General features: G+C 73.4%; 18 protein-coding genes. 8 read left to right on the top strand and 10 right to left on the bottom strand.

The window, feature by feature from the left end:
- The first annotated feature begins 74 nt into the window (after positions 1–74).
- On the top strand, positions 75–2,498 hold the full coding sequence (gene lon, locus AB0K80_RS05005; RefSeq protein WP_365665928.1) for an endopeptidase La: 2,424 nt from the start codon (positions 75–77) through the stop codon (positions 2,496–2,498).
- 175 nt (positions 2,499–2,673) lie between these two features.
- On the top strand, positions 2,674–3,168 hold the full coding sequence (locus AB0K80_RS05000) for a MarR family transcriptional regulator (RefSeq protein ID WP_365665926.1): 495 nt from the start codon (positions 2,674–2,676) through the stop codon (positions 3,166–3,168).
- A 35-nt stretch (positions 3,169–3,203) separates the two neighbouring features.
- Here AB0K80_RS05000 and AB0K80_RS04995 read toward each other — a convergent pair whose 3' ends face one another.
- Positions 3,204–3,989 (bottom strand): protein phosphatase 2C domain-containing protein, encoded by a 786-nt coding sequence (locus AB0K80_RS04995; RefSeq protein ID WP_365665924.1) that lies wholly within the window; start codon positions 3,987–3,989, stop codon positions 3,204–3,206.
- 368 nt (positions 3,990–4,357) lie between these two features.
- On the opposite strand from AB0K80_RS04995, the gene AB0K80_RS04990 reads away from it, so the two are divergent.
- The 5 genes from AB0K80_RS04990 to AB0K80_RS04970 all read left to right on the top strand — a co-directional run bounded on the left by AB0K80_RS04990 (position 4,358) and on the right by AB0K80_RS04970 (position 10,416).
- Positions 4,358–7,183, top strand: a complete 2,826-nt coding sequence (locus AB0K80_RS04990) for a nitrate- and nitrite sensing domain-containing protein (RefSeq protein ID WP_365665922.1) — start codon at positions 4,358–4,360, stop codon at positions 7,181–7,183.
- Positions 7,180–7,680: a roadblock/LC7 domain-containing protein gene (locus tag AB0K80_RS04985; protein ID WP_365665920.1), complete on the top strand. Its 501-nt coding sequence runs from the start codon at positions 7,180–7,182 to the stop codon at positions 7,678–7,680. The genes AB0K80_RS04990 and AB0K80_RS04985 overlap by 4 nt, the downstream gene beginning before the upstream one ends.
- Positions 7,677–8,093, top strand: a complete 417-nt coding sequence (locus AB0K80_RS04980; protein ID WP_365665918.1) for a DUF742 domain-containing protein — start codon at positions 7,677–7,679, stop codon at positions 8,091–8,093. Before AB0K80_RS04985 ends, AB0K80_RS04980 begins: the two co-directional genes overlap by 4 nt.
- Before the next feature lie 403 nt (positions 8,094–8,496).
- On the top strand, positions 8,497–9,123 hold the full coding sequence (locus AB0K80_RS04975; protein ID WP_365666583.1) for an ATP/GTP-binding protein: 627 nt from the start codon (positions 8,497–8,499) through the stop codon (positions 9,121–9,123).
- A gap of 30 nt (positions 9,124–9,153) precedes the next feature.
- The gene (locus AB0K80_RS04970; protein ID WP_365665916.1) at positions 9,154–10,416 is read left to right on the top strand and encodes a styrene monooxygenase/indole monooxygenase family protein; all 1,263 of its coding nucleotides are present in this window, start codon (positions 9,154–9,156) and stop codon (positions 10,414–10,416) included.
- Here the strand turns inward: AB0K80_RS04970 and AB0K80_RS04965 are convergent.
- The 4 genes from AB0K80_RS04965 to AB0K80_RS04950 form a co-directional block, all read right to left on the bottom strand.
- Positions 10,380–11,561, bottom strand: coding sequence for a C40 family peptidase (locus tag AB0K80_RS04965; RefSeq protein ID WP_365665914.1), 1,182 nt, complete (start codon positions 11,559–11,561; stop codon positions 10,380–10,382). The genes AB0K80_RS04970 and AB0K80_RS04965 overlap by 37 nt on opposite strands.
- A gap of 99 nt (positions 11,562–11,660) precedes the next feature.
- Positions 11,661–11,972, bottom strand: a complete 312-nt coding sequence (locus tag AB0K80_RS04960) for a hypothetical protein (protein WP_365665912.1) — start codon at positions 11,970–11,972, stop codon at positions 11,661–11,663.
- A gap of 10 nt (positions 11,973–11,982) precedes the next feature.
- Positions 11,983–12,633 (bottom strand): TetR/AcrR family transcriptional regulator, encoded by a 651-nt coding sequence (locus AB0K80_RS04955; protein ID WP_365665911.1) that lies wholly within the window; start codon positions 12,631–12,633, stop codon positions 11,983–11,985.
- 107 nt (positions 12,634–12,740) lie between these two features.
- Positions 12,741–13,679 carry a diiron oxygenase gene (locus tag AB0K80_RS04950; protein ID WP_365665910.1) on the bottom strand — a complete coding sequence of 313 codons (939 nt, stop codon included), beginning with the start codon at positions 13,677–13,679 and terminating at the stop codon, positions 12,741–12,743.
- 110 nt (positions 13,680–13,789) lie between these two features.
- Here AB0K80_RS04950 and AB0K80_RS04945 point away from each other — a divergent pair, with 110 nt between their 5' ends.
- Positions 13,790–14,902: a ferritin-like domain-containing protein gene (locus tag AB0K80_RS04945; RefSeq protein ID WP_365665908.1), complete on the top strand. Its 1,113-nt coding sequence runs from the start codon at positions 13,790–13,792 to the stop codon at positions 14,900–14,902.
- 79 nt (positions 14,903–14,981) lie between these two features.
- On the opposite strand, the gene AB0K80_RS04940 is transcribed toward AB0K80_RS04945, so the two are convergent.
- The 5 genes from AB0K80_RS04940 to AB0K80_RS04920 all read right to left on the bottom strand — a co-directional run bounded on the left by AB0K80_RS04940 (position 14,982) and on the right by AB0K80_RS04920 (position 20,543).
- Entirely contained in the window at positions 14,982–15,491 is a 510-nt protein-coding gene (locus AB0K80_RS04940; RefSeq protein WP_365665906.1) for a DUF3291 domain-containing protein, read from the bottom strand.
- Between the two features lie 44 nt (positions 15,492–15,535).
- Complete coding sequence (locus AB0K80_RS04935) at positions 15,536–16,993, bottom strand: penicillin-binding transpeptidase domain-containing protein (protein ID WP_365665904.1); 1,458 nt, start codon at positions 16,991–16,993, stop codon at positions 15,536–15,538.
- Positions 16,994–17,018: 25 nt separating this feature from the next.
- A complete protein-coding gene (locus AB0K80_RS04930) occupies positions 17,019–18,380 on the bottom strand; it encodes an FtsW/RodA/SpoVE family cell cycle protein (protein WP_365665903.1) in 1,362 nt (453 codons plus the stop codon).
- Positions 18,381–18,453: 73 nt separating this feature from the next.
- Complete coding sequence (locus AB0K80_RS04925; protein WP_365665902.1) at positions 18,454–19,794, bottom strand: ATP-binding protein; 1,341 nt, start codon at positions 19,792–19,794, stop codon at positions 18,454–18,456.
- Complete coding sequence (locus tag AB0K80_RS04920; RefSeq protein ID WP_365665900.1) at positions 19,791–20,543, bottom strand: hypothetical protein; 753 nt, start codon at positions 20,541–20,543, stop codon at positions 19,791–19,793. The genes AB0K80_RS04925 and AB0K80_RS04920 overlap by 4 nt, the downstream gene beginning before the upstream one ends.
- Positions 20,544–20,706: the final 163 nt, after the last annotated feature.

Below are 20,706 nucleotides of genomic sequence, written 5' to 3'. Positions count from 1 at the left end.
GCGGTCAGGGGAACAATCGGTGGCTCAGGGGCATTGAGTCGGCATAACTCAACTTGACTGCCGAAGGGGAGATCATGGCTACTGAGTCCTCGGCCAACACACCGCTCACCCTGCCTGTGCTGCCGCTCGACGACGAGGTCGTGCTGCCCGGGATGGTGGTTCCGCTGGACCTGAGCGACTCCGAGGTGCGTGCGGCGGTGGAGGCCGCGCAGGCCGCCGCCAAGGCCGCTGCGGGCAAGCCCCGGGTGCTGCTGGTGCCGCGCATCGACGGGACGTACGCCGGCACCGGCGTCCTGGGCACGGTGGAGCAGGTCGGCCGGCTGGCCGACGGCGACCCCGGCGCGCTGATCCGCGGCCGTGGCCGGGTGAGGATCGGGGCCGGTACGACCGGCCCGGGTGCGGCGCTGTGGGTCGAGGGCACGGCCATCGACGAGCGCGTGCCGGACCCGCTGCCGGGACATGTCACCGAGCTGGTCAAGGAGTACAAGGCCCTGGCCACGGCATGGCTGCGCAAGCGCGGCGCCTGGCAGGTCGTCGACCGCGTCCAGGCCATCGACGACGTCTCCGCGCTCGCCGACAACTCCGGCTACTCGCCGTTCCTGACCACCGAGCAGAAGGTCCAGCTGCTGGAGACCACCGACCCGGTCGCCCGCCTGAAGCTGGCCACCCAGCAGCTGCGCGACCACCTGGCCGAGCAGGACGTCGCCGAGTCCATCGCCAAGGACGTCCAGGAGGGCGTCGACAAGCAGCAGCGCGAGTTCCTGCTGCGCCGTCAGCTGGAGGCCGTACGCAAGGAGCTGCGCGAGCTCAACGGCGAGAAGGAGGGCGAGGAGTCCGACGACTACCGCGCCCGCGTGGAGGCCGCCGACCTGCCCGAGAAGGTCCGCGAGGCGGCCCTGAAGGAGGTCGACAAGCTGGAGCGCGCCTCCGACCAGTCGCCCGAGGGCTCGTGGATCCGCACCTGGCTCGACACGGTCCTGGAGATGCCGTGGAACGAGCGCACCGAGGACGCCTACGACATCCAGGGCGCCAAGGCGGTCCTCGACGCCGAGCACTCCGGCCTTCAGGACGTCAAGGAGCGGATCACCGAGTACCTGGCGGTGCGCAAGCGGCGTGCCGAGCGGGGGCTGGGGGTCGTCGGCGGGCGGCGCGGCGGCGCGGTGCTCGCGCTGGTCGGCCCGCCCGGTGTCGGCAAGACCAGCCTGGGCGAGTCCGTCGCCCACGCCATGGGCCGCAAGTTCGTCCGGGTCGCGCTCGGCGGTGTCCGGGACGAGGCGGAGATCCGCGGACACCGGCGTACGTACGTCGGCGCGCTGCCCGGCCGGATCGTCCGGGCCGTCAAGGAGGCCGGGTCGATGAACCCGGTCGTGCTGCTCGACGAGATCGACAAGGTGGGCTCGGACTTCCGGGGCGACCCGGCCGCCGCCCTGCTGGAGGTCCTGGACCCGGCGCAGAACCACACCTTCCGGGACCACTACCTGGAGGTCGAGCTCGACCTGTCGGACGTCGTCTTCCTCGCCACCGCCAACGTCCTGGAGGCCATCCCGGAGGCGCTGGCCGACCGGATGGAGATCGTCCGCCTGGACGGCTACACCGAGGACGAGAAGATCGTCATCGCCCGCGACCACCTGCTGCCGCGCCAGCTGGAGCGGGCCGGACTCGCGAAGGACGAGGTCACCATCGACGAGGGCGCGCTGCGCAAGCTCGCCGGCGAGTACACACGCGAGGCGGGGGTGCGCAACCTGGAGCGGTCCATCGCGCGGCTGCTGCGCAAGGTCGCCGCCCAGCACGAACTGGGCGAGCGGGACCTGCCGTTCACCGTCACCGCGGGCGACCTGCGCGGGCTGATCGGCCGGCCGCACCACGTGCCCGAGTCCGCCCAGGACCCGGCCGAGCGGCGGACGTCCGTCCCGGGCGTGGCGACCGGCCTCGCGGTCACCGGCGCGGGCGGCGACGTGCTCTACGTCGAGGCCTCGCTGGCCGACCCCGAGACGGGCGCGGCCGGGCTGACCCTGACGGGGCAGCTGGGTGACGTGATGAAGGAGTCGGCGCAGATCGCGCTCAGCTTCCTGCGCTCGCACGGCGCCGAGCTGGAGCTGCCGGTGGGCGACCTGAAGGATCGGGGCGTGCACATCCACTTCCCGGCGGGCGCCGTGCCCAAGGACGGCCCGAGCGCGGGCATCACGATGACGACGGCCCTCGCCTCGCTGCTGTCCGGCCGGCTGGTCCGCACGGACGTGGCGATGACGGGCGAGGTCTCGCTGACCGGGCGGGTGCTGCCCATCGGCGGCGTGAAGCAGAAGCTGCTCGCCGCCCACCGGGCGGGCGTCACGACCGTGATCATCCCCAAGCGCAACGAGCCCGACCTGGACGACGTCCCGGGCGAGGTGCTGGACAAGCTCGACGTCCACACCGTCACCGACGTCCGCCAGGTCCTGGAGCTGGCCCTCGCGCCGGCCACGAACGGCGCGGCGCCGGAGGTTCCGGTGGCGGCGTGACGGTGGCCTCCGGATGAGGCAAGGCCCGGGTCCCGTGAGGGAGGCCCGGGCCTTCGCCGTGCGGCGCCCCCCTCGGGGGCGGGGCGTGACCTGCGGAATACTTGCCGAGCTGCGGCGGTGAGGGCGCGTGGCGGAGAATTCTTCATGACCGGGAAGAACCGAGGCAGGGGCTGACGTGCACCAGGACGCAAACGGCGGGGGAGCGCGAGTCGAGTCCGGCGTGTCCACCAGCGACGTGGAGCAGCCCGGCTTCCTCGCGCTGGAGCGCGAGCTGACCGTGCTGCTGCGCCGCGCCCGCGCCAACCAGGGCGAGATGGCCCGCGAGGTCCACCCGGACCTGGAGCCGTCCGCGTACGGGCTTCTGGTACGGCTGGACGAGGGCGGACCGCAGCGGGCCACCGGGCTGGCCGCCTACATCGGCGTCGGCAAGGCCACGATGTCGCGGCAGCTGCGGGCGCTGGAGGAGCTCGGCCTGGTCGCCCGCGAGCCGGACCCCGCCGACGGGCGGGCCTGGCTGATCGCCCTCACCCCGGAGGGGCAGGAGCGGGTACGCAGGGTGCGTGAGGCGCGCCGGGCCCGTTACGCCCGCCGGCTGGCCGACTGGGATCCCCGCGAGGTGGTCGAGCTGGCCCGGCTGCTGCACCAGCTGAACCGGGGGACGGAGAAGTAGCCTCCGCGGCCACGGACGTGGTCCCGGAGCGCCCCCTACGGCTCGACGTACACCACCGTCGCGTCGTCGTGCCGCTTTCTCCTGCCCAGGCGCACCCGGTCCGCGTCCGCCCGCTCCAGCGCCCGGACCCGGTCCACCAGGGCCCGCGCGCCCTCCTTGCGCAGGAGGGTGAAGCAGTCGGTCCAGTCGCCCTCGCCGAAGGTCTCCACCCAGCGGGCGGCGCCGTCCGTCAGGGCCGCCAGGGCACGGACCTCGGCACGTGGCACGACGCCCGTCACCGCCCGGGCCGCCACCGAGGGATCGGCCGCAGCGGTGAAGAAGCCGCCCTCCTTGTTGCGGACCGTGGCGTCCACCAGGGCGTCCGTGGCCAGGGCCGCGCGGGGCAGACGGGCCAGGCGGTCGTCCAGGACGGGCGTGACCGCGCCGCCGGGTGACTCGATCAGCAGGGCCGAGTCGGACAGGACGAGGTACTCCAGCAGGTCCGCGGACCAGCGGGCCAGGACCACCGTCGCCTGCGGTGTTCGGGGGTGAGAAAGGTCACAGGTTGCGGCATGTGTCTCGGCGGTACGCGCGAGGGCACGGGACAAGGCCTCGGCCAGCGGAACATCCAGGAGTGAAACGGTCAGTTCGGTCAGCGCCCCGCCGAGCCGTGAGGTGAACCAGGGGACCGAATGCAGACAGCCCGTATCGCCCTTCGGCGGCGTCACACCGTCCAGCACGACCAGCGAACCGCCCTGTCCGCAGGCCGGTACCCCGACACTCGCGAAGTCCTCGTTGGGCCGGTCCGGCGCGCCGGGGTCCGAAACAAGCTCAGTACGCATCCGGCCAGTCTGCACGAGCCCTTCACACGGTCCGCAAAAGGCCCGCATCGGTCGCCGGACGGGTGCAGCCTCGCAGGTCAGACGCCTGGTTTGGGAGGGAATGGCGTCTTCCGGGAAAGCGTGACGGCGAATACTGCCACCGGCCGCCGCCGACGTCCAACCGGCCTGTCGCACAAGGCCTTCGCACAAGCCAGGGGAACTTGCCCCTCAACTCCCCTCCGATGTTCACTCCTTCGGGTGGCGGGTCAGGTGATGCACGCTCACTGCCCACCGGTACTGGGAGGGTCGGGAACAGTACCTGGAGTGCACGCCAGTTGACGGTGCGTCACCCGGGCCCATGGGTACACGAGTCAGGAATGCGAGCACCGGTGCAGAAGACGCGGCCTCGTCGCACAGGCAAGCAGACGGCCCCCGCTCAGGGCGCCGAGCAGACGCCCCTCACCGGAACGGGCCGCCCGACCCACGTGCGCAACCGGCTGATCGTCGCCGTGGCCGTGGTGGCCGCCGCGATCGCCGGAGCCGGCGCGCCCTCCGTCCTCGCCGCCTCCGGGCAGCTCAAGGACAGCCAGGACCTGGTGACGCTCGCCGAGCAGACCCAGGACGCCCTCGCGCTGGCCCACTCCCTCGCCGACGAACGCGACGAGGTCACCTCCTACATCGCGGCCGGCCGCCCGAAGGCCAAGGCACCCTCGGAGCAGCACAGCGCCCGCGTGGACCGGCAGGTCGAGGAGCTGCGCGCCGACTCCGACACCCCTGCCGCGCTCCGTTCCGACCTGGACGACATCGCCACCGTGCGCCGGGCGGCGCTCACCGGCAAGTCCAGCGCCCTGGAAGCCCACCAGGCGTACTCGGCCGCCATCACCGAACTCCACCGCCTCGCCGAGCAACTGGCCCGGCAGCTGCCGCCGCGCGCGGGCTCCGGCGGGTACGCCCTGGCCGAACTGGACTCCGCCGTCCAGCAGGCCGCAGCCGCCCGCGGACTGCTGCTCGCGGCGCTCAACGTGCCGAGCGCCACCCGGACCGTCATCGACCCGGTCACCGGCCTGCCGGCCACCACCTCCACCGCCTCGGCCGCCGACGCCCGGACGCGCGACGCCCTGACCGCGGCCGCCCAGCAGGCCCGGCTGCGCTCGGACGCCGCCCTCGCCGACTTCCGCGACACCGCGCCCAAGCCGGCCCGGACCTCGTACGACTCGACCGTCACCGGCCCCGAGGTCAACTCGGCCGAGAAGTACCTGGCCCGCCTCACCGACCAGCCGACGCTGTCCGACAGCGACCTGTCCACCAGCCCCAAGAAGCTGGAGGCCGCGCTGTCCGCCCGCGTCGACCTGATGCGCGGCGTGGAGTCCGCCCTCTACGACAAGCGCACCAAGGAACTCGCCCAGCTGCGCGACGACGACGTCACCGCCCTGGAGATCCGCGTCGCGATCCTGGGCGCCCTGATGCTGCTGGCCGTCGGCGTCGCCACCGGCATGGCCCGCTCCCTCACCCGGCCGCTGTCCGTCCTGCGCCGCGGCACGGCCCGCCTCGCCGAGGCGGAGAACCCGGCGGCGCAGGAGCCGGTCACCTTCACCGGCCGCAACGACGAGTTCGCCCAGGTCGTCCGGTCCGTCAACGCGCTGCACGCGCACGCCGCCGCCCTCGCCGAGCGGGTCACCACCCTGGAGGCCGACCGCAAGCACCTGGTCGGCCAGCGGCAGAAGATGGCCGACGCCCGCGAGGAGCTGCGCGCCGAACTCGCCGAGGCCGCCGAGCAGATGGAGCGGCTGCGCGCGGCCATCGGCGGCACCTTCGTCAACCTGGCGCTGCGCACCCTCGGCCTGGTGGAGCGGCAGCTGACCGTCATCGAGGGCCTGGAGGAACGCGAGCACGACCCGGACCGCCTCGCCACCCTCTTCAAGCTCGACCACTTCGCCACCGTCATGCGCCGGCACAGCGAGAACCTCCTCGTCCTCGCCGGCCACGACCACGTCCAGCACGCCGCCGGGCCGGTGCCGCTGGTGGACGTCGTCCGGGCCGCGGTCAGCGAGATCGAGCGCTACGAGCGGGTCCGTATCGCCGCGCTGCCGCCCCACGCGCACATCGCCGGGTTCGCCGCGGACGACCTCTCGCACCTGCTGGCCGAACTCATGGAGAACGCCACCTCGTTCTCCCCGCCCGACCTGCCCGTGGAGGTCTCTGGCTGGCTGCTGGAGAACGGCGAGGTCATGCTCTCCGTCCAGGACGAGGGCATCGGCATGGCCGAGGACCGGCTGGAGCGCCTCAACGCCCGCCTCGCCGCCTTCGACCCCGAGTCCCCCTACGACCAGGAGGGCGAGGACGGGCTCGGTCTCGGCCTGTACGTGGTGGCCCGGCTCGCCCACCGGCACGGCATCCGCGTCCAGCTGCGCGAGCAGAAGCAGGGCGGCGTCGCGGCCGTCGTGGTCCTGCCCCAGTCCCTGCTGGCCCCCGCCCCGCCCGCGGCGGTCCCGTCCTCCGGCCCCGTCTCCGGCACCACCCACTCCTTCTCCCTGCCGGGCGCCGACGCCGAGGCCAACTCCAACGTCCTGCACGGTCGTTCGGGGCAGGGGGATCCGCTGGTGGCACTGGCGGAGAAGGCGGTCCTGCGGTCGGAGTCCGCGGAGGAACGGGAGCACGACGAAGGCCCGGCGAACGCAGCAGGTCCGCAGGCCGGAGAAAGCCCTGTGACCGCAGAAGGGCCGGAGTCCGGGGAAGGGCCCGAGGCGGGACAGCGGCCCGAGACCGAGGAGGGCCCGAAGACCGGGGAGCCAGAGGCTGCAGAGCAGCCTCGGACCGGAGAACGGCCTCAGACCCCGGCCGAGACCACGATGGAGCTCCTCATCCCTGCCCAGCAGCAGGAAGAGGCCGCCCCGTCCGGCGGTGCCAGCGGGGGAGAAGCCGAGGCGGAGCACGCGCGCACGCCCGACGAGGAAGAACGCGTCACCGACAAGGGCCTCCCCAAGCGCACCCCCAAGATCAGCACCCCCACCCAGGCCCCGCGCCAGCGGACCGCGTCCGTCGACGCTGAGGCCCTCCGCCGCCGCCTTGGCGGCTTCCGCCGGGGGGCGGAGGCCGGCTACCGCGACGTAGAGGCGGAGATCGCCGAGAAGACCGGCCAGAACAAGTCACCGTACGCAGGACCCGCAGAATCCGAAGAAGCCACGGGGGGCACAGTCGAGGAGGCAAGCAGTTGACCGCGCCCAGTACCTTCGGACTGAGCAGTGAAGCCCGCAATCTGCACTGGCTGCTGACGAACCTCGTGGAGGAGGTGCCCGGCATCCTCTCGGTCGCGGTGGTCTCCTCCGACGGCCTGCTGCTGCTCTCCTCGGACCCCGGCCGCATCGACGAGGCACGCCAGGCCCGCGGAGCGCGACGGGGCCCCCGGGGCTCCGCCGCCGACCTGGCGACCATCGTCTCCGGCATCGGCAGCCTGACCGTCGGCGCCGCCAAGCTCATGGACTTCGGCGGCGTCAAGCACACGATGGTCGCGATGGACGAGGGCAGCCTGTTCGTGATGTCGATCAGCGACGGCTCGCTGCTCGGCGTACACGGCTCCGCGGACTGCGACATGAGCGTGGTGGCGTACCACATGGCCCTGTTCGTCGGCCGCGCCGGACACGTCCTGACGCCGGAACTCCGCAACGAGCTGCGGAAATCCCTGGAGTCCGAGCCGACGGGGAGCACGCGATGAGCGGTACCCCGAAGAAGCTGCCGGTCCGCGGCGGCGACCGCAAGCCCGCCCGCGTGCGCCCCTACTCGCTCACCGGCGGCCGGACCCGTTTCGGCCACGTCCTGCTCGTGGAGACGTTCGTGGCGAGCACGGCGGCCCTGGAGGCCCCGGAGGAGCGCAAGGAACTGACGAGCGGGCCGCTCCACGCGGTCATGCCGGAGATGCGGGCCATCGTCGAACTGTGCCGCCGTATGCGTACGGTGGCCGAGATCGCCGCGCTGCTGAAGATGCCGCTCGGCGTGGTCCGCGTCCTCCTCAGCGACCTCGCGGACCAGGGAAAGATCCGTGTGTACGGAACGGGAACCGGCCATGGCACGGGCCGGCCGGACCGCGCGCTGCTGGAAAGGGTGCTGAGTGGACTCCGTCGTCTCTGACGCCGCTCACGGTGTCTCTGGTGTCTCCCCGCGGTCCCCACAGTCCGCACCGCCCACACAACCCCGGCGGGCCGAGCGGCTGACGGAGCCGCAGCGGTCTGCGCCGACCTCCCGGTCGACGGAGCCGCAGCGGCCCGTGCAGGCCGAGCGCTCGGGGCAGGCGCATTCGCCCGCGCCGGCCGAGCGGTCGCACGAGTCGCAGGGGTCCGTGCAGGCCCAGCGGCTGACCGAGGCGCAGCCGTCCGCGCCGGCCCAGCGCTCGGCGGAGGCGCAGGGGTCTGTGCAGGCCCAGCGGTCGACCGAGGCGCGGCCGTCCGGGCACGGGCCGTCGGCCGGCCGGGCCGTGCCGGCCGCGCCGGCTCAGCGTTCCGCCGGGTCGCACGCCCCGCCGGTCAGGCAGTCCGTGCCGGCGCAGCGGTCGCCGCTGGTTGCGCCCGTGGAGCCCGAGGAGACCCTCCAGCCCTGGCAGACGGACACCACCCGGGCCCCGATCGCCACGAAGATCGTCGTGGCGGGCGGGTTCGGCGTCGGCAAGACCACGCTGGTCGGCGCCGTCTCGGAGATCACGCCGCTGGAGACCGAGGCGCTGATGACCGAGGCCAGCGAGGGGACCGACGACCTCTCCGCCACGCCCGGCAAGCTCACCACCACCGTGGCCATGGACTTCGGCCGCATCACGCTCGACGACGACCTGGTGCTCTACCTGTTCGGCACGCCGGGCCAGCAGCGGTTCTGGTTCATGTGGGACGACCTGGTGCGCGGCGCGATCGGTGCGGTCGTGCTGGCCGACACCCGTCGGCTGAAGGACTGCTTCCCGGCGCTGGACTACTTCGAGAGCTGCGGACTGCCGTACGTCGTCGCCGTCAACCACTTCGACGGCAGCGAGCTGTTCGAGCCCGAGGACGTGCGCGAGGCCCTCACCATTCCGTCACACATACCTGTCATGATCATGGACGCGCGGCGCCGGATCTCGGTCATCGAGACCCTGCTGGCCCTGGTGGCCCACGCGCTCGAGGAGACCCCCGAGTAGGCACCCCCGTCCCCCTAGGAGAAACCCCGCATGCGGAAGATACTCGTCGTCGGAGCCGGCCAGTCCGGCCTCCAGCTCGCCCTCGGCCTCCAGTCGCACGGGTACGAGGTCACCCTGATGTCCAACCGGACCGCGGACGAGATCCGCACCGGCCGGGTGATGTCGACGCAGTGCATGTTCCACACGGCCCTCCAGCACGAGCGCGATCTCCAGCTGAACTTCTGGGAGTCCCAGGCCCCGAAGATCGAGGGACTCGGCGTCTCGGTCGCCGCCCCCGGCTCCTGGGCCGAGGGCCCGGCGGCCCGCGCGATCGACTGGGTGGGCACGCTCGACGGGTACGCCCAGTCCGTCGACCAGCGCGTGAAGATGGCCGGCTGGATGGAGACCTTCGCCCAGCGCGGCGGCCAGCTGGTCATCCACGGCGCGGCCGTCGGCGACCTGGACTACTTCTCCCGTACGTACGACCTCGTGCTGGTGTCCGCCGGCAAGGGCGAGCTGGTGCAGATGTTCGCCCGCGACCCGGAGCGCTCCCCGTACAGCGAGCCGCAGCGGGCGCTGGCGGTGTCGTACGTCCACGGCCTGGGCCCGCGCCCCGAGCACCCGGACAGGGAGGCGGTCCGCTGCAACCTCGTACCCGGGGTCGGCGAGCTGTTCGTGATGCCGTGCCTGACCACCTCCGGCCGGGCCGACATCCTGTTCTGGGAGGGCATACCCGGCGGCCCGCTCGACGTCTTCAACGGCGTCAAGGACCCGGCCGAGCACCTCTCCCTGACCCTGGAACTCATGGAGCGGTACACGCCCTGGGAGTACGCGCGGGCCACCAAGGTCGAGCTGACCGACGCGGGCGGCACCCTGTCGGGCCGCTACGCCCCGACCGTGCGCAACCCGATCGGCCGGCTGCCCAGCGGCGGGCTGGTGCTCGGCGTCGCCGACGTGGTCGTCGCCAACGACCCGATCACCGGCCAGGGCTCCAACTCGGCGTCCAAGTGCGCCGCCGCCTACCTCGCCTCGATCCTGGAGCACGGTGACAAGCCGTTCGACGAGGAGTGGATGCGGGCGACCTTCGACCGCTACTGGCAGACGGCCCGGCACGTCACCAAGTGGACGAACACCATGCTCGCCCCGCCGCCCGAGCACGTGCTGAACCTGATCGGCGCCGCCGGCGAGATCCAGCCGGTCGCCGACCGCTTCGCCAACGGCTTCAACGACCCGGCCGACTTCGAGAACTACTTCTACGACCCGGCCAAGACCCAGGCCTACCTCGCCGAGGTCTCCGGCGCGGGCGCCGCGTAGTCCGCCTGAGGTCCCGATCCGCCGTGTCCCACGTCGGATCCGTCCCTCGCCCCCTCGGGGAGCTCCGGCGGCGCGTACTGCCGCACGGGCTCCCCGCCGGGGTCGGGGCGTACGGCGCCCAGCACCGGGTTGGCCGCGATCGGGGACACCTTGATCCGCGCGCCGGGCCGCGGCGCCTGGACCACCATGCCGTCGCCGAGGTACAGCGCCACATGCGTGGCCTCCGGGAAGTACACCACCAGGTCACCGGGCCTGAGCTCGTCCAGCGGGATGCGCTCCAGCCGCCTCCACTGCTCCTGGCTGGTGCGCGGGATCGGCGTCCCGGCGTGCGCCCACGCCCCAAAGGTCAGCCCCGAGCAGTCGTAGGCCTGCGGGCCCTCGGCGCCCCACTCGTAGGGCTTGCCGAGCTGGGCGACGGCGTAGCGCACGGCGAGGTCGCCCTGCCGGGAGGGATGGCGTGGCGTGGCCGGGCTGCCGAGCGCTCCGGAGGCCATCAAGGCCCGCTGCGCCCTGGCCGTCCCGTTCCTCTCGAGGTCGGCGAGGGCGGTGAGCTGGTCGGGGCTGAGGGAGGCGAGCAGCTCCTCGACGTCCCGCAGCCGCTCGCGCACGGCGTCCCGCTGCTTGCGGTGCCGCTCGGCGAGAGCGAGCTGGGTGTCGAGTGCCCTGCGGGCGGCGCGGGCCAGCTCGGCGGTCCTGCGCTCCCCGGCCTGGAGCCGGCCGACCGTCTCGGCCCGCCGCCGCGCCACCTGCCCGATCACATGCCCCTGGTCGAGCGCGCGCTGCGGGTCGCGGGCGAGCAGCAGACGGACGTACGGGGAGATGGCGGTGCTGCTCTGGTACTGCTGGCGGGCGAGCCGGCCGGCGGCGCCCCGGCTGTCGTGCAGGGAGAGCCGGGCCCGGGCCAGGGCCCGGTCCAGCCGCTGGGTCGCCGCGCGCTGCTTGTTCAGCTTCTCCTCGGTGGCGTTGTAGGCCTCGGTCGCCTTCTCGGCCTCGCGGTACAGCCGCTGAAGGTCCGTCAGCAGCTCGGCCACGGGCCGGTCGACGGGCTCGGGGGCGGCGGTGGCGGGCCCGGGCGCGAGCACCGTCCCGGTCACCGCCGCCACCGCCGCGCAGGCCAGAGCCAGACGTGCGAGCCTTCCTGACACCCCATCACCTCCGGTGCGACTGCCGCTGTGTGCGCACCGTGAGCATGAGTCGGGTGGGCCGGGCCCGCGCGCCGGGCGGGCGCGTCCGGCGCAACGGGGTCACCCGTCCGCGTCGTCCGGCTTGCCGCCCGGCGTGGCGCCTGGCCCGCCCTGGGGCCTGGACCACGGCCACCGCAGGCGGCTGCCGGTGTCCCCTTCGGGGTCGTACGTGTACTTCCAGCCCTGCGTGAGCCCGAGTCTGTTCTGTCCCCTCGCCACCCGCCGGTAGACGAGCACGGTGGGCGGCCCGCCCTGCGGGTCCGGCACCGGGATGCGGTACGTCTTGGGCGGATGCCCGGTCATCCCCAGCAGCACGGGCAGCACCCGGCCGTCCATGGGGCCGCCCTCGAAGGGGGTGTCTTCGCTCTTCACGGCACCAGTGTCAGACATCCTCGGCGAGGGCCTGCACCAGCGCCCCGGTCTGCGGGTCGCGGCGCGCGGTGACCGTCAGGAGGGCCACGAACTGCTCGACGAGCCAGTCCCGCAGTTCGCCGGCGGGCGGCTGCTTGCCCTCGTCGAGCCAGATGAGGGAGGCCGCCTCCACGGCGGTGATCCACATCCGGATGGTCATCCGCAGCCGGGGGCCGGGGCGGGCGACGCCGAGGTGGCTGAGGATGTGGTCGGCGGCGGCCCGGCGCACGCCGTCGACGATGGCCGTCGTCCGGGAGGTCTCCACGACGCTGCCGCCCTGCAGCAGGGCGCTGAAGCCGGTGTCGTGCTGGTCGACGAAGGCGAGGTAGCGGTCCAGGGCCCGCGACAGACGGGGCAGGAGCGGGCCCTCGCGCGGCTCGTCGAAGCAGTGCCGCAGGTCGTCGGCGGCGGAGCGCAGGGCGGCCTCGTACAGCTGCTGCTTGCCGCCCGGGAAGTACCGGTAGACCAGCGGCCGCGACACCCCGGCGGCCTCCGCCACGTCGTCCAGGGACACGTCCTCGGGCGCCCGGTGCGCGAACAGCGACAGCGCGGCGGCGAGCAGCTGGCTGCGGCGCTCCTCGACGCTCAGACGCCGGTAGGCGGGGGTGGCGGAGGGGGTCATGCCAGGCAGCGTAATCGCTCCGCGGGCAGGGCGGGCGCCCCCGGCCCGGGCAGCTCGCCACCGCCGGCACCCGGGCTTTCCCCCGGGCCGCCCGCCGCGCGCCACCGCTACGCCAGCAGCCCCGACGACCTCCACAACCGCCGCCCCACCCCCCGCAACACCCCGATGTCGTCCAGGAAGTCGGTCAGCCGCTTCGCCCCGTTGCGCATGACCTCCCGCCGGTGCCCGCTCGCCCGCACCTGGGCGAGGGCCTCCCGCCGGTCGAGCCCCACGTTCGTGTACACCTCCGGATTCACGAAGGCGACCGAGAAGACCCGCGCGAACTCCCCGGAGGTGATCCGCGTGAACTCCTGGGACCAGCGCGGAGCCGTCACCATCTGGCGCCGCAGCTCCTCACGGGCGTAGCGCACGTGCCGGGCCTCCTCCACCACGTGGATCCGCGTGACCCCGCGGATCAGCGGCTGCACCCGCTCGTCCGGGAAGGTCAGCCGCTGCATCCAGTCCAGCACCTCCTCGCCGAGCAGCGTGGCGGTGAAGGAACCGGGCGTGGTGGAGATGGTCTTGAACAGACGGCCGAGCTGCTGGTGGACCCGGCTGACCGGGTACCAGGGCGTACCCCCGTGCGAGATCAGCCGCGCGAACATCTTCGAGTGCCGGCACTCGTCCTCGATCTCGGTCAGCGCGTAGCGCACGTGGGCGCTGGTCGCCGCCTTGTCGTAGATGTGCCGCACCAGCAGCTGCATCAGGATGATCTCGAACCAGATGCCGAGGGACGCCAGCGCCGCCGCCTCGTGCCGGGACAGCAGGAGACGCTGCTCCTCACCCATCCGCCGCCACAGCGGTGTGTCGTACAGCGACACCAGCTCCGGCGGCCAGAACCACTTGCCCTCCTCGAAGGGCGCGTCCCAGTCCAGTTCCTTGTCGGGGTCGAAGGAGTGCCGGGCGGAGGCGTCGAGCAGCCGCTGGGCCACCTGCTCGCGGTCCTTGAGCAGGCCGAGCGCGTCCCGCAGTCCGTCCAGCGCGTCGGCTTCCGAGAGGGTCGTCATGGCCTTATGAGACTGCTTGTCAGCAAGCTCGTCAATCCCCCGCGCACGACTTCGACCCGGCTGTGCGCGACTTGTTGACCCGGCGTCTACCGCGTGTGAGCCTGCCAGGCATGCCGACCTTCGACCTGTACACCGACGCCCCGGACGACCCCCAGTGGCAGGTGCCCGCTTCCGGTGCGGCCCGCTTCAGCTGGGAGTACGACGACGGCCGCGACCGGCTGCTGGCCCTGTACCAGAAGGGCAAGGACAAGCAGTGGGACGGGCAGCGGCGCATCGACTGGGACCTGGAGGTCGACCCGTACGACCCGCTGGGCACCCCGGACGAGGCGATGTCCCTGTACGGCACGGCGCACTGGGCGAAGCTGACCGAGAAGGACAAGGGGGAGCTGCGCCGGCACTACGCCTCCTGGCAGTTCAGCCAGTTCCTGCACGGCGAGCAGGGCGCGATGATCTGCGCGGCGCGGATCGTGGAGTCGGTGCCCGACCTGGACGCCAAGTTCTACTCGGCGACCCAGACCATGGACGAGGCCCGGCACGCCGAGATCTACGGCCGTTTCCTGCACGAGAAGATCGGGATGCTGTACCCGATCAACGACAACCTCCAGTCCCTGCTGGCGGACACCCTGCGGGACAGCCGCTGGGACATGCCCTACCTCGGCATGCAGGTGCTCATCGAGGGACTGGCCCTGGCCGCCTTCGGCATGATCAGGGACACCACCGACAAGCCCCTGCCCAAGCAGATCCTCGCCTACGTCATGCAGGACGAGGCCCGGCACGTGGCCTTCGGCCGGATGGCCCTGCGCGACTACTACCGCCAGCTCACCGACGCCGAGCTGCGCGAGCGCGAGGAGTTCGTCATCGAGGGCTGCTACCTGATGCGGGACCGGCTGCGCGGGGTCGAGGTGCTGGAGAACTTCGGCATCCCGAAGGCCGAGGCCGAGTCCTACAGCGAGCAGTCGGAGTTCCTCGCCCTCTTCCGCAAGCTGCTCTTCAGCCGCATCGTCCCGTGCGTGAAGGACATCGGCCTGTGGGGCAAGCGCCTCCAGCAGGCCTACGTCGACATGGGCGTCCTGGAGCTCGGCGACTCCAACCTGGACCTGCTGATGCACCAGGACGAGGAGATCGCCGAGAAGCTGGACGCGGAGCGCTTCGCGGCGGAGGAACGGGAGCGGGTGGCGGAGGTGACGGAGGCGATCGAGGAGGGCCAACGCCTCACGGGCTGATCCCCCGATCGTCGGGCGGAACGGCACATTCCCCTGGGGGCGCAGTGGGTCCGTCCGCCGGTGCGATCAACCGCCGCCGCTAGACCGAGCAGCCCAGCCCCTCCGGCACCTGGCCGGGCACCGGCTCCGGCGCCCCGGGCGGGAACGAGGTGCGCAGGGTGAAGGCGTGCGGTGTGGGGCCGTGGGTGCGCAGGTGGAGCAGGCGGGACTCCGCCTCCGCCACCGTCGGGCGGTGCCCGGCCGGGACCCACCACAGGGCCGTCACCGCCTCCTGGATCTTCTCGAACCACTCGCGGCGGCGGGCCAGCATCTCCCGGTGCCGGCCCTGGTACATGAACGCCGTCAGGGCGTCGATGTCCTGCCACACCGTCAGGTTGACGATCAGCCAGGAGTCGCCGAAGACCGGGACGTCCGTGGCGTTGCCCGACTCGCTCTGCAGGCGCCAGACGAAGCCGTCGGCCCCGTCCGCGTCGGCGTTCACGGGGTCAAGGTTGTCGACGAAGTCCTTCAACTGAGGGGAGTCCAGCGGGAACTTGAGGCGGGCGATGTTGACCTGGGCGAGTTCGAAGGCGGCCGCTGCTTCAGTCATGACCGAACGTTAGGTCGGTGTTCCCGGCGCCCGGTAGCCCTGTCTCAGGGGGTGAGAACCGCTCGCATGACGGCCCGGGCGATGGGGGCCGCGTCACCGCCGCCGCTGATCTCCCCCCGGTCCGCCTCCGCGTCCTCCACCACCACGGCGACCGCGACCCTCGGCTCCAGCTCACCGCGGGCCTGCGCCCAGGAGACGAACCAGGCGTAGGGGACACCGGAGTTGCCCAGGCCGTGCTGGGCCGTGCCGGTCTTGCCGCCGACGATCGCGCCCCGGATCGCGGCGCGGGTGCCGGTGCCGCGCTCCACCACGTCCCGCATCAGCCGGCGCAGCCGCGCCGCGGTCGAGGGGTACATCGCCTGCCGTACCGGCAGCGGCCCGGTCGTCGTCAGCGTGACCCCGCTCGAGCGCAGCGTCCGCTCCACCAGGTACGGCTGCCGCAGCTGCCCGCCGTTGGCGACGGCCGCGGCGACCATCGCCATCTGCAGCGGCGTCGCCCGCGTGTTGTACTGCCCGATCGACGACAGCGCGAGCTGCGCCCGGTCGACCGAGGTGTCGAAGGTGGAGCGGGCCACCCGGAAGGGGATGCGCAGACGGCCGTCGTTGAAGCCCAGGGCGTGCGCCGTGGCCGTCATCTCCGCGACGCCCGTCTCCACGCCGAGCTTGGCGAACACCGTGTTGCAGGAGAAGGTGAAGGCGTCCCGCACGGAGGCGTCCGCGCAGCCCCGCGACTCGTTGGTCAGCGTCGTCCTGGTCCCCGGCAGCGTGTAGCGGTCGGGGGAGCGGGTCGGTGCGTCCAGGTCCCTGACCACGCCCGCGTCCAGGGCCGCCGCGGTGGTGACGACCTTGAAGGTGGAACCGGGGGGATAGGTCTGCCGGACCGCCCGGTTGAGCATCGGCTTGTCGGGGTCGGTGGTCAGGCGCTTCCAGGAGCGGGCCTCGGCCGGCCCGTTGCCGGACAGTTCCTCCGGGTCGTAGGAGGGCGCGGAGACCAGGGCCAGGATGCGGCCGGTGGACGGTTCCAGGGCCGCCACCGCGCCCTTGCGGCCGGCCAGGCCCTTGAACGCGGCCCGCTGCGCGGCCGGGTGGAGGGTGGTGACGACGTCCCCGCCCCGGGTGCGTGAGCGCGTGAAGTCGGTCCACAGCGGCAGCGGCGCGAGCAGCGGGTCCGCGCCGGACAGCACGGCGTCCTCGGTGTGCTCCAGCAGGGTCGTGCCGTACAGCTGCGAGGAGAAGCCGGTGACGGGCGCGTACAACGGGCCGTCGGTGTACGTCCGTTCGTAGCGGAGCTGCTCGCCGCTGTCCTTGGAGCCGGTGACCGGCCGGTCGCCGACCAGGATGTCGCCGCGCGGCTGGGCGTACCGGGCGATGTCGGGGCGCCGGTTGGCCGTGTTGCCGGTGAGGGACCCGGCCTGGAGGACCTGGACGCGGGTGGCGTTGAGCAGGAGGGCCACCAGCAGCAGGCCGCAGAAGACGGCGGCGTGACGGATGTGGCGGGTCACCGGGCCTCCCGGTCGCGGTCGGCGGTCATGCCACGGCCCGTCCGTCGTACTGCCGCCGGGCCGAGTCGCTCACCCGCACCAGCAGCGCCACGATCGCCCAGTTGGTCACCAGCGACGAGCCGCCCTGCGCGAGGAACGGCATCGCCATGCCGGTCAGCGGGATCAGGCCCGTCACCCCGCCCGCGATGACGAACACCTGCAGCGCCACGATCGAGGCGAGCCCGACGGCGAGCAGCCGCCCGAACGGGTCGCGCAGGGCCAGGCCCGCCCGGTAGCCGCGCTCCACCAGCAGCCCGTAGAGCAGGAAGATCGCCGACAGCCCGGCCAGGCCCAGCTCCTCGCCGGCCGTGGCCAGGATGAAGTCCGACTTGACGGCGAAGCCGATCAGGACGGAGTGGCCGAGGCCGAGGCCGGTGCCGAGGATCCCGCCCTCCGCGAAGGCGAACAGCGACTGCGCGAGCTGTCCGGGGCCCTCGCCGGCCGCGATCGACGCGAACGGGTGCAGCCAGGTGTCGATCCGGCTGTGCACGTGCGGTTCCAGCCGGCCCACCGCGACCGCGCCGAGCGCCGCCAGCAGCAGGCCGACGGCGATCCAGCCGGTGCGGCCGGTGGCGACGTACAGCAGCACCACGAACAGCCCGAAGAAGAGCAGCGAGGTGCCGAGGTCCCGCTCCAGGACCAGGACGCCGACGCTGACCAGCCACACCGCGACGATCGGGCCGAGGACGCGGCCGGTGGGCAGCTGGAGCTTCCAGACGCGCCGGCCGGTGTACGCCAGGGCGCTGCGGTTCGCGGCCAGGTAGGCGGCGAAGAACACCGCGAGCAGCACCTTGGCGAACTCGCCCGGCTGGATGGAGAACCCGGCGATCCGGATCCAGATGCGGGCGCCGTTCACCGCCGGGAAGAGGATCGGCAGTGTCAGCAGGACGAGGGCGGCGGCCACACAGACGTACGCGTAGCGCTGGAGCACCCGGTGGTCGCGCAGCAGCAGGACGATGACGATGAACAGCGCCACGCCCAGCGTCGACCACACCAGCTGGGCCGGGGCCGCGCGGTCGCCCGGCGTCTGCAGGTCGAGCCGGTAGATGAGGACGAGCCCGAGGCCGTTGAGCAGCACGCCGATCGGCAGGTGCAGGGGATCGGCGTGGGGGGCGCGCAGACGTACCGCGAGATGCGCCAGCAGGGCGAGGACGCCGAGTCCGGCGCCGTAGCCGGCCGCGCCGGGCGGGACGGAGCCGGTCCTGGCCAGGCCGACGGCGCAGTAGCCGTACACGGACAGCACGACGGCCAGCACGATGAGGGCGAGTTCGACGCCCCGGCGCCGGGGGAGGCGCACGGCGCGCGCGGGAGGGTCCGCCGTCGCCAGGGTGATTCCGGCCTTGCTCATGTCCGGAACCTACCCACATGGCAGGCTTTGTGTGCTCTCGGCCGCGCCCGCGTGGCGCGCGGCCGAACGGGTGTCAGCCGCCGTCGTGCGCAGTGCCGGGCAGGGTCAGGGTCGCCACCGCGCCGCCGTCCGGGGCGTTCGCGAACTCCAGCCGGGCGCCCAGCACTTCCGCCTGGCCGAGCGCGATGGTGAGCCCGAGCCCGTGGCCCTTCGCGCCGCCCTCGGTGCGGAACCGCTGCGGGCCGTGGGCCAGGAGGTACTCCGGATAGCCGTCGCCGTGGTCCCGTACGGTGACCACCGGCCCGTCGACCGTCAGCACCACCGGGGGCCGCCCGTGCCGGTGCGCGTTGGCGACGAGGTTGCCGAGTACGCGCTCCAGCCGCCGCCGGTCGGTCTCCACGGCCACGTCCCGTACGATCCGCACCCGCGTGCCGGTCCCCGAGGCCCGTACCACCCGCTCGGCCACCGGCCCGAGCCGTTCGGTGTCCAGCTCCAGCCGCTCCCGGCCGGTGTCCAGGCGGGAGATCTCCAGCAGGTCCTCGGTGAGGGTGCGCAGCGCGGCCACCCGGTCCCGCACCAGCTCGGTGGGCCGGCCCGGCGGCAGCAGCTCGGCCGCCGCGTGCAGCCCGGTCAGCGGGGTGCGCAGCTCGTGCGCCACGTCGGCGGTGAAGCGCTGCTCGGCGAGCAGCTTGCCCTGCAGCGACGCCGCCATGGTGTCCAGCGCGGCGGCGACCGCGGCCACCTCGTCCTGCGGACGCTGCGGACCCACCGGATCCGTCGTACGGGGTGCCGCGCGCGGGGTGGCCCGCAGCCGCGGGGCCGCGCGGGGGCGCGGGGCGGCGCGGGGGTCGTTCACGCGCGCGTCCAAGTCGCCCGCGCTGATCCGGCGGGCCACCCGGGCCGTGGCGTGCAGCCGCCGGGTCACCCGGGTCACCGCGAACGCCCCCACCAGCAGCGTCGCGCCGATGGCCAGCCCCGACGACCACAGGATCGCCCGGTCCAGTGCGCTGATCGTGCGGGCCTGCTGCGAGTAGTCGACCTCCACGGCCAGCGCACGGCCGCCGTCCGCGGGTCCCGCCGCCCACATGGCCGGGCGCCCGCGGTACTCGGCGACCATCGTGCCCCGGTCCCCGGCCACGGCCAGTGCCCGCAGCGGGGCGGGCAGCCCCGGCGGGTCCAGGCGCGCGTCCCACCGCAGCGAGTCGCCGGCCTCGTACGCCTTCGCCGCCTCCGTCAGCCGCTGCAGCGCGAGCGCGCGGGCCTGGCCGACGGTCTGGTTCGTCACCTGGACGTGCACGAGGACGCCGAGCAGCGCGGCCAGGGCGCAGCACATCACGGTGATGAACACCGCGGCCTTCGTGGTGAGCGTCGCCGCCCACGACGGCAGGGCGGGCCTGGGCAGCGGGGCTCTCACCGGGTGCCCGCCGACGGGGAGGGGGAGGAGGCCCCCGGGGACGGGCGGCGGGAGGGGTGGTGCCGGTTCCCGGTGCGCAGCATCTCGTCGTGGGTGAGCAGCATCGCGCGCTGCTGCGGGTCCCAGGTCCAGGTGAGCCGGTACTCGTAGCCCGCCACCTCGGACGGCGAGCGGATGATCAGCGACCGCCGGGCCAGCTCGACACCGCTGAGGGCGTCCTCCCAGGCCATCACCTGGACGAGCCGGTGCTTGTCGACGGTGTAGACGCGCACGGCGGTGGTGGAGCCGGGCAGCAGCCGGAAGCCCAGCGTCAGATCGTCGCGTCCGTCGCCGGTCAGGTCCCGGTAGTACGGCCGGAGCACCGGGCAGCGGCCCTGCCCGGCGCCCTTGCCGCAGTCGGCCATACGGCGGGCGGTCTCCCGGTACGGGCCCTTGGCCAGGGCGTAGTCGCCGGGGGCCGCGGCGATCTCGGCCCGCACGACCGCGACCGGGTCCACCTCGCGGATGTCGTCCCCGGGGACCCGCACGCCCTTGACGGCCTGGGTGTCCACCTCGCCGATGACGAACGCCGGGCTCGACGCCGGCGTCAGCTCCGGCCACAGCCGGGCCGGGCCCACCGCGGTCGGCGTCGCCCCGGCGCCCTGGAGCCCGCCCGCGTCACCGCAGCCGGCGGCGGCCGTCAGCAACAGGGCGGCGACGGCGGCACGGCGGGCCGCGCGCGTACGGCGGCTACGGCGGCTGGCGGACACTGCTCTCCTGCGGTTCGGTGCGGCCGGGAGGCCGGGGTGCGTGGCCGGCCGGGAGGCCGGGGCGCGTGGGGTGGGCCGGGCCCGTACACCTTATTCGCGCGGAAGTCCTATTTGCGTGCCGGGTGGGTCATGCGGAGGCATCCAGGGGTCCGGCCCACGGGCG

The organism is Streptomyces sp. NPDC052682 (assembly GCF_040678435.1).
GTDB lineage: Bacteria > Actinomycetota > Actinomycetes > Streptomycetales > Streptomycetaceae > Streptomyces.
This window is presented reverse-complemented; position numbering and strand designations above follow the sequence as displayed.

What these genes read in the sequence shown, in the direction of transcription:
- AB0K80_RS04980 (WP_365665918.1), top strand. Translation starts at nt 7,677, where the DNA reads ATGAGCGGTACCCCGAAGAAGCTGCCGGTCCGCGGCGGCGACCGCAAG.
- AB0K80_RS04950 (WP_365665910.1), bottom strand. Translation starts at nt 13,679, where the DNA reads ATGACGACCCTCTCGGAAGCCGACGCGCTGGACGGACTGCGGGACGCG.
- AB0K80_RS04940 (WP_365665906.1), bottom strand. Translation starts at nt 15,491, where the DNA reads ATGACTGAAGCAGCGGCCGCCTTCGAACTCGCCCAGGTCAACATCGCC.
- AB0K80_RS04995 (WP_365665924.1), bottom strand. Translation starts at nt 3,989, where the DNA reads ATGCGTACTGAGCTTGTTTCGGACCCCGGCGCGCCGGACCGGCCCAAC.
- AB0K80_RS04945 (WP_365665908.1), top strand. Translation starts at nt 13,790, where the DNA reads ATGCCGACCTTCGACCTGTACACCGACGCCCCGGACGACCCCCAGTGG.
- AB0K80_RS04955 (WP_365665911.1), bottom strand. Translation starts at nt 12,633, where the DNA reads ATGACCCCCTCCGCCACCCCCGCCTACCGGCGTCTGAGCGTCGAGGAG.
- AB0K80_RS04970 (WP_365665916.1), top strand. Translation starts at nt 9,154, where the DNA reads ATGCGGAAGATACTCGTCGTCGGAGCCGGCCAGTCCGGCCTCCAGCTC.
- AB0K80_RS04930 (WP_365665903.1), bottom strand. Translation starts at nt 18,380, where the DNA reads ATGAGCAAGGCCGGAATCACCCTGGCGACGGCGGACCCTCCCGCGCGC.
- lon (WP_365665928.1), top strand. Translation starts at nt 75, where the DNA reads ATGGCTACTGAGTCCTCGGCCAACACACCGCTCACCCTGCCTGTGCTG.